The following is a 13,890-nucleotide window of genomic DNA, read 5'->3' on the forward strand; positions in this document are numbered from 1 at the left end:
CACAATAATTTTTTTGATCTTCATTTTGAAGTGACCAAAATAAAAAAAGTTTATCTATGTATAATGACAAAGATAAACTTCTTTTCGTTTTATTGTGAAAAATTTAATGAAAAAGTGATTTCATTAAAAATATATCAAGAATGATAAGACTGAATTACTTTTCTTCTTTCTTCTTCTCCTCTTCCTTAATGCCCTTCTCTAACTCTTCTGAGATTTGGTTTTTAGCATCTTTGAATTCTCTGATACCTGAACCTAAACCGCGAGCTAATTCAGGAATACGCTTCGCACCGAATAGTAATAAAACTACTAGACCGATGATTACCCATTCTAAACCGCCAGGCATTACGAATAATAAAATTGCATTCAATTCCATGGTGTAATGATTTATTGTTTGTTACGCATTGCAAAGGTACTTATTAATATGCTAATATCAATTAATCCCCTCAACTTCTTTGTATTGCATTTGATAAAGTTTAGCATAAAATCCGTTTTTTTCTAATAATTTATCATGTGATCCGGACTCTTTTATCTCTCCTTTATCCAATACTATAATGTTATCTGCATTTCTAATTGTTGCTAATCGGTGAGCAATCGCAATACTAGTACGACCTTTCATCATCGAATTGATTGCATTCTGAATAAGTGCCTCTGTTTCAGAATCTACCGAAGAAGTGGCCTCATCTAGAATAATAATCGCAGGATCATAAACCATTGTTCTTACAAAGGAAAGCAACTGTCGTTGTCCAACACTTAGGGTCGCACCTCTTTCCATTACTTTATAATCCAACTGCCCAGGAAGTTTCTCGATAAACGACTTAGCACCCACCAATTCGGCGGCTTTCATAATCTGTTTATCCGTTATCGTTTTATCTCCTAAAGTGATGTTATCTCGAATAGAAGAAGAGAACAAGAATACATCTTGAAGCACCACACCCACGTGTTTTCTCAAATTATGTAAATCGTATTCCTTAACTTCTTTCTGATTCACATAAATACTTCCTTTATTTATTTCGTAGAATCTAGAAATCAAATTGATGATTGATGACTTACCTGCTCCTGTCGCCCCCACTAAAGCCACCGTTTCTCCGTGGTTTACTTTAAAGTTGATGTTTTTCAACACATAGTCCTCATTATTATAGGCAAACCAAACATCTTTGAACTCTACATCTCCATTGATATGATCCGTTGTATAATTTCCGTCATTGCTGATAAAATCTTTATCATCCAATAATTTCAAGATACGGTCTGAAGATACAATACCCATTTGTAATGTATTGAATCGATCGGCAATCATACGAATCGGTCTAAAGAATAAGTTGATGTACATGATGAAGGCGATCAACGTACCCAATGTAGCATAACCATCTAAAACACTATGTGCACCCCACCAAACTAAAAGACCTGTACCCGAAGCAGCAATAACTTCCGCCACTGGATAGTAAATCGAATAATATAAAACGGTGCTAATATTAGCGTTTCTATGTTCCTTGTTGATTTTCTGAAATTCCTCTTGCTCTCTTTGTTCAGCAGAGAACAATTGCACCACATTCATACCTGTAATGTGCTCTTGAACGAAGGTGTTTAGGTTAGAAACTGCATTTCTTACTTCATTGAACGCTACTTTAATTTTCTCTTTGAAAACGTAAGTAGAGAATAAAAGTAGAGGCAAAACAGATAAACTAATCAAGGTCAGTCTCCAGTCAGTATACAACATTACCAAGAAGATAAAAATCAATTGAAGGATATCTCCAAGCATTGCTGCGACACCATTGGTAAATACCTCCGATAAGGTTTCTATATCAGATACTGCCCTGGTAACTAAACGCCCGATAGGTGTGTTGTCGTAAAACTTCAACTTTAATTTTAAGATATGCTCGTACAATTGCACACGCATATCTTTCACAATATGCTGTCCTAACCAACCTGAAAGATATGTATGACAAAACTGCACCAAAGCTTGTAATAATTGCACCGCTATTAAGATGACAATCATTTGATTTAAGCCGGGCATATCGTTCTCGATAATGAAGTTATCGATTGTATATTGAATTAAATAAGGTCTTGAAGGAGCCAAAACACCTAATGCTATTGTCAAGAACACTAGAAAGACAAACGCTTTCATGTGTGGCTTCACAAATACCAACATTCTTGATAAGACTTGCCTATCGAATATCTGACCTGAATTTTTTTCTTTATCCACTGATTAATGAGTTAAGGATGAAATCCTGCTAATTATTAATACCTCTTACGTTGGGTGAAAAGATGATATTAAATCGAACCTTAAAGGTATAAAATTATTACAGCAAAATTCGATGATGTCTAAATAAGAATCACAAAAATGCCTCTATTGTTTGAATTTTCTAAAATCATCTCAACGAATTACTATGATATTGGAAGCGTTTAAAAATATTAAAGTTTACTCTTATCCTTAGAAATCGTAATTAAAAGCATTTTTTGATAAAAAAATGAATTTTATAATTTTCAGAATATAATTCTGCATATTTCATATAAAACAGACAAAAAACATAGAACAAAATTCACCAAAACCTATAATTGATATAATATTTGGTAATTACTTAAAATTTTCATCATGAAAGTAGCACTTGTATTACTATTCAGAAAATGTAACTTGCGAAGACTTAAATGTTAGATACATATTAATCAAGAACAAGACACTATAACATATATAACTTAAATGGAAGATATCTCAATATTTGAAGAAGTCTCTTCTATGGGACACGAGCAAGTTGTTTACTGTCACGAAAAATCGACAGGATTAAAAGCAATTATCGCAGTACACAATACAGTATTAGGACCAGCACTTGGTGGTACTAGAATGTGGATGTATGAAAATGAAGCTCAAGCAACGTATGATGCACTTCGTTTATCGAGAGGGATGACGTTTAAAAACTCTATCGCTGGATTAAATCTTGGTGGTGGAAAAGCGGTCATCATTGGGGATGCGAGAAAACACAAGTCGGAAGCGATGCTTAGAGCATATGGTCGTTTCTTGAAGAACTTGAACGGAAAATATATTACAGCAGAAGACGTTGGAATGAACGCTTCTGATATGGAACATATTGCAGCAGAAACTTCCTATGTAAGTGGTATGCCAGAAACAAGAGGTGGTTTAGGAGATCCTTCGCCTTTTACAGCATACACTACTTATATGGGTATGAAAGCAGCTGCTAAAAAGCAATTTGGATCAGATAGCCTTGAAGGCAAAAAAGTATCTATCCAAGGTGCAGGACATGTGGGTGAGTATATCATCCAACATTTGAAAAAAGAAGGATGCGAGATCTACGTTTCTGATTTCTATGAAGATAGAGTGAAGGATGTAGTGAACAAATACGGCATCAAAGGTGTAGGTTTGGACGAGATTTATGATTTAGATGTGGATATCTATTCGCCATGTGCTTTAGGTGCTACAGTAAATGATGAAACGCTAAGCAAATTAAAATGTTCGATTATCGCAGGTTGTGCAAACAACCAATTGGCGGATGAAAAAATCCATGGCGATTTAGCGAAATCAAAAGGCATTTTATACGCTCCAGACTTTTTGATTAACTCAGGTGGGGTAATCAATGTATATGCTGAAGTGATTAAAACAAACAAAGAATGGTCATGGAACAAATGTGAGTTTGTTTACGATCAGACTTTAAAAGTTTTTGATCAGTCTGAAGCTACAGGCAAAAACGCTCAGGAAGTTGCTATCGATATCGCACAGCAACGAATCAATGAGGTGGCCGCTATAAAAAGCACATACTAACATACCAATTCAGGTGAATTATATAAACCAAAAGGCATTCCTACGGGAATGCCTTTTTTGTATTCATCGCTTTTAAAAGCAGACTACATAATATGTTTTTGCCAATGAGTATCAGCTGATTTTTCTAATCGCTCAGCTCCCTCCTCGTTCCAATCTTCTAAAGTATTGGTAAAAAACTTATTGTAAAAAAGAAAGAGCCTTCCATTCTGAATCTTATACGTTTCATAATTCACACTTACTTTTTCACCTTTTGCTCCCATCGCGTAAGCACACCAACCTCCATAAGCAGGTAAGTATTTTTCGGGATTTTCTTTAAACGTTTCTTTATTTTTATGGGAGGCAAAATAATAATGTGCTCCTTTGTGAATAACTGATATATGTTTATCGCCTTCTACAGGAGATCCTGAAAAATAACTCACAGGATCGTAGCCTCCAACGGCAACATCACCCTTTTCTAGATTCAAATCACTTGGTATTTGTGAATAACCTAGTGTTGATAAACATAATAATGTGAATAAACTGAGTACAAATTTAGTTAGTTTTCTCATTTTGAAATTCTGATCATTTATTGTGAATAAGTTTCCGGTTTTATAGTTATACTGTTTTTTTGATTAAAAAGTTATTCACAATTCATCAATATCAAAAAGCCTTATTCCAAAACGATGTCTGAAATAAGGCGAATATTTGAACTAAATGTTGATAAGTGATTTATTTTTTTCCGTAAACTAACGTTTGAATTCCTCTTGCTGGAATTGATAGCTTAGTGGATTGACCTTTTACATAAATTGTATAATCATAAGCTTCATCAGAAGTATTCAAAACAACGGTCACTAATCTTCCATCCTTATTAATAAATGATGTTGCCTCCAAGAAATCGTAACTTACCGCTGTACTTACTCTGACTGCTCCCGGACGAATAAATTTAGAGAAGTGTCCTAAATAAAAATAAGATGGTGTATAGATCAATTCATTCTTATTTAAGTCTGCATGAATAGGAGCAAAACAGAAATTCCCCACATGGTTTGGTCCTCCGTTTTGATCTAACAAAATATTCCAATCTGTCCATCCTGCAGTTCCTCTATTAAAGTCATTGACCATAGAACGACCATATCTTTCTGCATTTGGCCAATAATAATATTTTTGATCATCAAAACCTTCATTGCATCCCTCTGTAAACAAAAGGTTTTTAGATGGGAAGTTTTCTTTCACTTTCGATAAATTATCAAACATTGGCTCACTACCTGTCCAGTTTTCATACCAATGGAAACCAATACCCCAAGCATATTTTGCAGCTTCTGGATCACCAAAAATAGTATTTGCTCTATTGACAATTAAATCCCTGTTGTGGTCCCACACTACAATGTTTTTATCACTTAATCCTTCTTTTTCGAAAGTGGGTCCTAAATAGTTTTTTAGAAAATCTCTTTCTTCTTCAGCAGTGTACACACAAGATTCCCATGTCTGAACAGCCATTGGTTCATTCTGAATCGTCACACCCCAAACTGGAATACCTTCTTTCTCATAGGCCTCAATGAATTTCACATAGTAATTGGCCCATGACTGATAAAATTCAGGTTGTAACTTACCTCCTTTCAACATGTCTTTCTTTCCTTTCATAAATGCAGGAGGAGACCAAGGTGAAGCGTAAAACTGAATAGATTTATCTGCTCTTTTCATCGCTTCTTTGATCATTGGTAGCTTCGTTTTTCTATCATGATCTATGTTGAAAGTTTTTAATTCTTTGTCTCCTTCCTCAATATAAGTATAACTTTCAGAACCAAAATCACTACTGTGAATTGATGTTCTCAATAATGTATAATCTATTCCATCTTCCCCATAGTAAGCATTCATCAACTCTTCTTGCTTATCTTTGGACAGTTGATAAAATACCTCTGAAGAAGCATCTGTTATTGCACCTCCAATACCTAAGAGTGTTTGATATTGCTTATCAGGATTAATAAAAATAGACACATTTCCCTCAGTAGCCTGTTTACTTTTTTCAAAAGAATAGCTACCTGTATTTGATAAACGTAAGTCTGTATTTTTAGCGGTTGTAAAAACAGATACAGAATTTGGTGTAATCATCTTTTGATGGGAATACTCAACTAATATTTGTTGTTTAGATGATGTACAACCAAAAATAAAGTTTGTTGCTAGAATAGCACTAATTAAAGTTTTTTTCATTTAACTAACTGGTTTTCTATGAATAATAGTAGCTACAGAATTACTTGGAAGGGATACTGTATATTTTTCATCTGTTCCGCTAAAATTTAGGTTTAGTTTAGTGTTACTTTCTGAGTTATTCATAATTAAAGTAACAGTCTTTCCTTCAGGAGTTAGGAACGCTACATTAGGTAAATTTCCCATCTGATTCGTTTTGATTCTTACCGATCCCACTGGAATATATTTCGAAGCATGACCAATGATATAATAAGCCACATTTCTATTCACTTCGTTATCATCTACAGTTAACCCTCCTAAACATCTTGTACAACCTCCGGGTGTTCTTGGTGTTAACGCACTATTTGATGTTAGATTCCACTCCATCACGCCTTTTGCCCAATTTCTCGTAGCACCAATTATGATATTCTCAAAGTGCCACATTAATGTTCCTCCAAAATCAGCATCCTCAGAATCCACCCATTGTTCAGTAAAGTAAATGTCTTTAGTCACATCAGCTGCTTTTACTTGAGAAAGTGCAGAGATATCCCCTCCATATAAATGAAAAGCAGAACCTGAAATAAATTCGTTGGCTGCCGATTTAATAATATCTATAGGATAATCTGGCCTATCTGCATTGTGATCATAAGTAATGATTTTGGTATCAATATTTCCTGCTCTAAATTTAGGACCTAGCTGCTGGGCAATAAAATTCGACATTTCATCAGCATGCATCAACATGCTTGGTTCGTTACCTGGATGTAAAGGTTCATTTTGAACGGTGATAGCATAAATATTAATTCCCTCTCTTTTGTAAGCTTCGATATATTTGATAAAATAATCAGCATATGCTTCATAATATGTTTCTAATAACTGACCACCAATAGCACTGTTATTAGTTTTCATCCAAGTTGGAGGAGACCATGGTGTACTTAAAAATTTGATATTTGGCTGAATAGCAACAATTTCTTTTAATACAGGAATTAAATTCTTTTGATCTTCAGAAATAGAAAAGTTTTTAAGTAAATCATCATCCTCTCCTTTTACCAAAGCATAGGAAAATGCTTTCGCATCTAAATCAGAAGCTGCAATGCTCAAGCGAAGAAATGATATTCCTAACTGACCTTTTTCAGCATCTGTACCAAATAACTCTTCCAATAAAGCTTTTCTATTTGATGCAGACATTCCCATTAAATGCTGTGCACTTCCTCCTGTTAAGGTATAGCCAAACCCATCCATTTCTTGATATGTTTGATCTATATCTATTCTCAATGTAGAAATGTTTTCCTCATTACCTGCTAAAACAGCATCTTCTATCACTCTTAATCCCACATTTGTTTGATTTGAGACATCAGACCTTGAAGTCACTACCACCATCACATTATCAGGGTTATCAGGAGCTACAACCGGAGGTGGAGGTGCTACTGTTTTGTCCTCCTCAGAACATCCTGCTCCAACGAGGAAAGCAGAAAGTATAATACTTAGAATCGTATTCATTTTTAACCTTTTCATATTTCTTTAATCAATAGCCCTGCCCCATTTAGGGCAGGACTTATTTATTTATTGCGTAACAGAATAAGTACCATGTACTAAATCTGCATTCACCACTAACTCTACATTATAAGTACCATCTACTGTAATGAATTTAAAGTTTTCTACTTCAACACCATCACCTGTATCTACTTTTGGTTTGTTAGTTGTTGTACCAGACATTGCAGTTGCATCATCAGTTGAACCATCAGCATTATAAGCTCCAAATTCTATATCCCATGGAGAAATAAATTTAGAATCAAACCCTGCTTTTAGACTTGCTCCTTGAAGAACATAAGTGAAAGGATGTTGATAAGTCATTACAATTTCTTCTCTTGCATCCCAATCTGACCAATGAAACAGTTTTACATTATAGAATTGCCATTGAATATTTGAATCATCAAAATCTACAGTCAACATATATGCTTGGTCTAAGGCTACGGTAAAATCAGCTTCACCTTCTTGTAACTCTACTTCCCCTGTAACATTATCCCATGATGCATCATCAGTTTGTCCGATTGCTCCGTTGATAGAATAATAAGTACCTGACCCATCTGCAGAAGAATTCAATTTAAATGTGCTTGATGTTTGTAATGCAACATGTACCGGTAGCTTGAATCTATTGCCTTCCTTAATCATCTCAACAACATCACCTTCTGATGGTATATAGAATAATGATTCTGGACCTGTAGGTGGAACATAGGTTTTATCCAAAGTATAAGTATAGGCGGTAGATGATAAATCGATAGTGATCGTGTACTCTCCGATTTCTCCATCAAAATTCATATCAGATACTTCGACTCCTTGTGCATCTTTATCTTCTTCTAAGATCAAAGTATTTGATGATCCATTAACATGTTTGAAAATATTCTCCCATGTATCGGTTTTTCTAAATAAGTATCCACCTGTTTGTTTGAAATCTCCAACAACAGTATAAATACCCTTTCCTTTATATGTGAATGCTAGACCTGTCCAATCGCCAGAATCTGAAGGGGGAGCTCCGAACAATTCAATTTCTGTGAAATCCCTTAATTCATAAGTACCATTTTCTAAATCAACTTTTAGACGATATACCTTCTCTTCATCCACAGTAATTTCATTACCACATTTTTCAATCAGGTTGGCTTCATTTATACCAAAAATAGATGCTTCATCACTTGCGTTGTCAACCATATAGAACGACCCATCTGCTGATAACTTAGAATAAACCTCATACACATTAGATGCCGATCCATCTGCATTCAGGAGACGCTTGAAAGGAATTGCATCTGCCCTTTCCACACCTGCTTCAGTAGCTGATCCTGTTAAGAATAGTTGAGTAGGAAGTGTTTCTGTTTGGAATCTTACTACATTGATATTAATCAAATCTTCTGTTTTACGTTCCATTGAGGAAGCGACAACACCTACTTTTATACTTACCTCACTGCTCGCAGGAATACATTGTGCAGATAAGATCTGATCTATGGACTGATATGAAATACTTCCTGTTAAAGCCTTTCCATTATCATCAGACAATACTTTTAGTAATGGATTTTCTGACGAAGTTGCTGTATCAGGCAAAACAACTATTTGATAAGTGACATCATAACCTGCAGAATTAACGGCTGCTGTCCACTCAAAATCTATCGTTTCATCAGGGAATTCCTGTATAAGATCAATTGTTTCACCTTCTGAAGGAACCATCAAAGATGGATTGGATAAGTCCCAATCACCTTCAGGTTGCATATTTTCTTTTTCAGTACACCCAATGATAAGGAATATACTTACTATAAATGTTAGTAATTTTTTCATTGCTGTTGATGTTAAGATTAGTATCCTGGATTTTGCTCTAAATTTGGATTTCTGTTCATTTCCACCTGAGGAATTGGAAGTAAGATTTTGTTTTCGTTCATGTTATAATTCACAAAGCCATTACTCTCTTTATCAAATTCTTTAAGGTTTGACATTGTCTTTACCAACAATCCATGACGCTGTAAATCTTCCCAACGCATACCTTCTTGAGCAAACTCTAGACGTCTCTCATTTAAAATCGTGTTTCTCATCACTTCTTGAGACGACATTTGATCTGAAGTAAGATTATTTAAACCCACTCTGTTTCTAACTTTATTTACCTCAACAGCTGCTCCGTTGATATCATTTAGTTCATTAAGAGCTTCTGCTTTTACCAACAACATATCAGCATACCTCAAAAGGTATTGTCTATCTGTACTCGACCAAGCCATTGGATTCCTCCATTTGTATGCAAAAGGTAGGTTTGTTGAATTCTCCCCAACATTTGACCAATACTGATCTCTCCATGCAGTAATGTCTTCAAACAGTATTGCGGCTGATTTTCTTACCACATCGCCTTCAGCATCAAAAGCATTGACCAAATCCACTGAAGGTGTTCCAAATTTTCTCCAATCATCGTTGGTAATAGATGGGGGCAACATCATTGCAGAAGCAAAGTTGCCAATATTACCACCAATGTAGTTTGGCATAAAGATGCACTCTTCATTTTCATAGTTCGCTCCGGTAAATAGGGAATTATAGTCACTCACCAAAGCATAACCTGCACTACTATTGTCTACTTCTCTTACTGCATCAACCACTTTTTGCCACTGTTTACTTTGAGCATATACTTTCGCTAATAGTGCATAACATGCCCCTTTTGTTGCTCTAGTTTTTGCTTCAGATCCTACAAAAGTTTCTGGTAGAGCATTGGCTGCTTCAATTAAATCTTGCTCTATCTGAGCGTAAATTTCTGCTTCTGTACTTCTTGGAATGTTTACATCCTCAGGAGCTGTAGATAAAGTTGGTTGAGTAATTAATGGTACCCCTCCCCAAAGTTTTACTAAAGAGAAGTAAAATAGCCCCCTTAAAAACTTGGATTCACCAATAATTTCTGCTTTTCTTTCTTCTTCTAAATCGACCACTCCGTCTATGCGATATAAAACATTATTCGCTTTAAAAATACCGTTATAAAGCGATGACCAATCCTGATCTACTTTACTATTTACTGCAGTAACAGTTAACAAATCAAACGAATGGATTTCTGGGTTATCTCCTCCAGAATAAAAATTATCAGATCGCACATCATTGTATATCATCTCATCCCACTCATAAAAGTCTGAATGTAGAGTAGTATACGTTCCTGCTAAAGCTGATTCGATTTGTGTAGCTCTTGTGTAAGCATTATCAGCAGTTTCATCTGATATAGGTTTTAAATCTAAGAAGCTATCACAAGCACTGAATGAAAGTAATGTAGCTCCTAAAGTGATATATTTTAATAATTTCATTTCTCTACAAATTAGAATGATACGTTAAGACCAAAAATGTATGTTCTTGTTTGTGGATAAGTACCGAAATCAATACCCATTACCCTATTATCACCACCTCTATAATTTACTTCTGGATCAAAGCCTGAATAATTCGTGATAGTAAACAAGTTCTCTCCTGTCGCATACAATCTGCATGAACCTAAATTGATTTTCTCTAGGAAAGTAGAAGGAACATTATAACTGAAAGTCAATGCTTTTAATCTCAAATAAGACGCATCCTCAATAAATCGGTCGGATATCAAGTTGTTTGTAACCGTTTGATCACTTCCCAAAGGATACGCACGTGGTATATCTGTGATATCACCTGGCTTTTGCCATCTTCTTAAGACATCAGTTGTTTGATTCATTGGTGATGACATGGATGTAGTGACGATTCGAGAAGCATTCAACATTTGATTGCCTTGAGATCCTTGGAAGAAAATACTCAAAGAGAAATTCTTGTAGGAAACATTGTTTGTGAAACCATAAATAAATGTTGGATTGGCATCACCAATCACTTTTCTATCTTCAGGTGATGGATCGAAAGTGGTCTCTCCGTTTTGAGTGATGTAATAAGCATTTCCTGTTTCAGGATCGACACCACCGAAAGAATATCCATATAAAGAACCTAGAGGAAGACCTTCTTCTATAATGATTGCATTATCTTTTGAAATAACATCTACGTAACCATCAAGTACTGTTTGTCCAACTAAATTGGTCACTTTATTTCTGTTCAATGAAAGGTTCATGTTCATCGTCCATTTCACAGCTTTATCCACATTTACTGTGTTTAGATTGAATTCTAAACCTTTGTTTTCTAGTGATCCAATATTTTGAATTGCTGAATTATAACCTGTTGATTTTGGTAATGGAGCATCAAATAACAAGTCATTCGTTACTTTTTGATAAGCATCGACTGTTAACTCTACTCTATCGTTAAACAATCCCAAATCGAAACCAATATTGATTTGTTCTGATTCTTCCCATTTCAATTTTTGATTCTCCACTGATGAAGGATATGATCCCGGAGTAGCTGAACTTGTAAAAGGATAAGGAGCATTTTTTGATACTCTTGCCATATATGAGTAAGGTGCAATGTTATCATTACCTACAATACCCCAACCTGCCCTTAATTTTAGATCAGAAATCTGTTCTACACTTTTTAAGAAAGCTTCTTCAGAAATTCTCCAACCTGCAGATAAGGAAGGAAAAATACCCCATCTGTTTTGAGGTCCGAATACAGAAGACCCATCTACACGAATATTGGCAGTCAGTAAATATTTATTGTCGAAATCATAGTTTGCACGACCAATAAAAGATGCATTGGCCTTTTCTGAAGCCCATGCTGAAGATGCTATAATATTTGCTCCCGCATTTGGTGTAGAAATTTGGTCAGAATCAAATCCTTGGCGTTCGATATTAGAACTTTGCCAATGGTATTTCTGAATAACTGAACCCGCTAATAAATTAAATTTATTTTTACCAATTGTCTTATCATACGATAGTGTATTATCAAAAATAAAGTATCTGTTATTATCTTGATTAAAAACTGAAACTCCTTGTTTTGCTCTTCCATCTACTGTTTCAAAAGGATCTTTGAACGATCTAAATTGGGATGAATTATGGTCTACACCTAAATTTGTTTTAAATTTTAAACCTTCAACTAACGTTGCTTCAGCATAGAAATTAGCCAAGAATCTTTTATTGGCAAAACCTCTATCAATACCATCTGTACTTGCCAATGGGTTCTCCCAAGCTTGTGCCAAAGGGTTGGTAGTAAAGCTACCGTCTGGGTTTCTAATACCAATAATTGATGGTGTAGTGAGTGTACCTAATAGAACACCGCCTCTATCTACACCAATATTATCATTTACGTCTACATCTTTATAATCTGTGTAGTTTACTCTAGTACCTACTTTTAACCAATTTGTTACTTCCTGATCTAAGTTAACCTTAAAGTTGGCTCTTTGCATTTCAGCCGATCGAACAGCCCCTTCTACATCTGTATAACCACCAGAAACATAATAATTTGTTTTATTAGATTTTCCAGAAATAGACATTTGATAGTTTTGAGTAAACCCTCTTTGGAATACTTCATTCTGCCAATCCGTTCTTTCTCTATAGCTACCCCAATCGTTAAAAGTAGTTCCCATATCTGTCATTAACTGTCTGAATTGCTCTCCATTTAATACTTCTTGGGTATTCCATACTTCAGAAAAACCTCCATAGACATCTAATGAAATTGTTGGTTTATCAGTTGATCCTTTTTTAGTAGTAATTAGCACAACCCCATTGGCACCCTGTGCACCATAAATAGCTGCTGCTGACGCATCTTTTAATACTGAAACACTTTCAATATCAGACGGGCTAAGTGATCTTGTATCTGTTGTAGGCACTCCGTCAATTACATATAACGGTTCGGAAGATGCGTTAATTGAATTGGTTCCACGAATTCTCATGGAGATACCTTGAGAAGGCTTACCCGAAGAAGCTTGCACTTGAACACCTGCAACTTTACCTTGGATTAACGCTCCCATTTGAGAGTTAGGTCTAGATTCCATTTCCTCAGCTCCCACTACTGAAACAGAACCTGTAACTGCTTTTTTATCTTGAGTACCATAACCCACCACAATCAATTCACTTAACGTCTGCATATCTTCATCCATTGTCACGTTAATCTTAGTTTGTGAACCAACTTTGATTTCCTGAGTGACCATACCTAGATATCTAAATACCAGAACATCTTCGGAAGAATTGACAGTAATAGAATACTTACCATCAAAATCTGTGGTAGTACCAATAGTCGAATTATTGATTAGGATATTTACCCCTGGCATAGTTACACCTTGCGTATCGGTGACTATACCTGATATAGTTTGTGCATTACTAAATGCGGTTATCAAAAAGAGAGGTAGGAGTAAGATTAGCCATTTAGGAAAAATGTCTAAAAAAGTATTTCTTTTTATCATCTTTTATACTGTTTGTTTTAAGGCAATAAACATTTCATTTCATGTACATCGAAAAGGAGTATAACCTTGCGCTTTAGATTATGATACAAAGCAACAGCATAAAAAGTGTTCTTACTACGCTTAGTAGATAATTAGTAGAAATATATAAACACTAATAGATTAA

General features: G+C 35.1%; 9 protein-coding genes. 1 reads left to right on the plus strand and 8 read right to left on the minus strand.

Annotated features, from left to right (window positions below):
- Positions 1-154: 154 nt before the first annotated feature.
- Together MY04_RS13495 and MY04_RS13500 are read right to left on the minus strand one after the other, a co-directional pair.
- Positions 155-367: a twin-arginine translocase TatA/TatE family subunit gene (locus MY04_RS13495; RefSeq protein WP_394369903.1), complete on the minus strand. Its 213-nt coding sequence runs from the start codon at positions 365-367 to the stop codon at positions 155-157.
- 63 nt (positions 368-430) lie between these two features.
- Positions 431-2,146, minus strand: a complete 1,716-nt coding sequence (locus tag MY04_RS13500; RefSeq protein WP_066213289.1) for an ABC transporter ATP-binding protein — start codon at positions 2,144-2,146, stop codon at positions 431-433.
- 549 nt (positions 2,147-2,695) lie between these two features.
- Here MY04_RS13500 and MY04_RS13505 point away from each other — a divergent pair.
- On the plus strand, positions 2,696-3,769 hold the full coding sequence (locus MY04_RS13505) for a Glu/Leu/Phe/Val family dehydrogenase (RefSeq protein ID WP_066210332.1): 1,074 nt from the start codon (positions 2,696-2,698) through the stop codon (positions 3,767-3,769).
- 83 nt (positions 3,770-3,852) lie between these two features.
- Here the strand turns inward: MY04_RS13505 and MY04_RS13510 are convergent, their stop codons facing one another.
- The 6 genes from MY04_RS13510 to MY04_RS13535 form a co-directional block, all read right to left on the minus strand.
- Positions 3,853-4,317: a YHS domain-containing (seleno)protein gene (locus tag MY04_RS13510; protein ID WP_066210333.1), complete on the minus strand. Its 465-nt coding sequence runs from the start codon at positions 4,315-4,317 to the stop codon at positions 3,853-3,855.
- Between the two features lie 160 nt (positions 4,318-4,477).
- Entirely contained in the window at positions 4,478-5,953 is a 1,476-nt protein-coding gene (locus tag MY04_RS13515; protein ID WP_066210334.1) for a glycoside hydrolase family 30 protein, read from the minus strand.
- Positions 5,954-7,426 carry a glycoside hydrolase family 30 protein gene (locus MY04_RS13520; protein ID WP_205960476.1) on the minus strand — a complete coding sequence of 491 codons (1,473 nt, stop codon included), beginning with the start codon at positions 7,424-7,426 and terminating at the stop codon, positions 5,954-5,956.
- Between the two features lie 63 nt (positions 7,427-7,489).
- Complete coding sequence (locus MY04_RS13525) at positions 7,490-9,250, minus strand: hypothetical protein (RefSeq protein WP_066210338.1); 1,761 nt, start codon at positions 9,248-9,250, stop codon at positions 7,490-7,492.
- Positions 9,251-9,267: 17 nt separating this feature from the next.
- Positions 9,268-10,737 carry a RagB/SusD family nutrient uptake outer membrane protein gene (locus MY04_RS13530; protein WP_066210340.1) on the minus strand — a complete coding sequence of 490 codons (1,470 nt, stop codon included), beginning with the start codon at positions 10,735-10,737 and terminating at the stop codon, positions 9,268-9,270.
- Between the two features lie 11 nt (positions 10,738-10,748).
- Positions 10,749-13,727 carry a SusC/RagA family TonB-linked outer membrane protein gene (locus MY04_RS13535; protein WP_066210341.1) on the minus strand — a complete coding sequence of 993 codons (2,979 nt, stop codon included), beginning with the start codon at positions 13,725-13,727 and terminating at the stop codon, positions 10,749-10,751.
- Positions 13,728-13,890: the final 163 nt, after the last annotated feature.

It is taken from the genome of Flammeovirga sp. MY04 (assembly GCF_001682195.2).
Taxonomy (GTDB): Bacteria; Bacteroidota; Bacteroidia; order Cytophagales; family Flammeovirgaceae; genus Flammeovirga; species Flammeovirga yaeyamensis.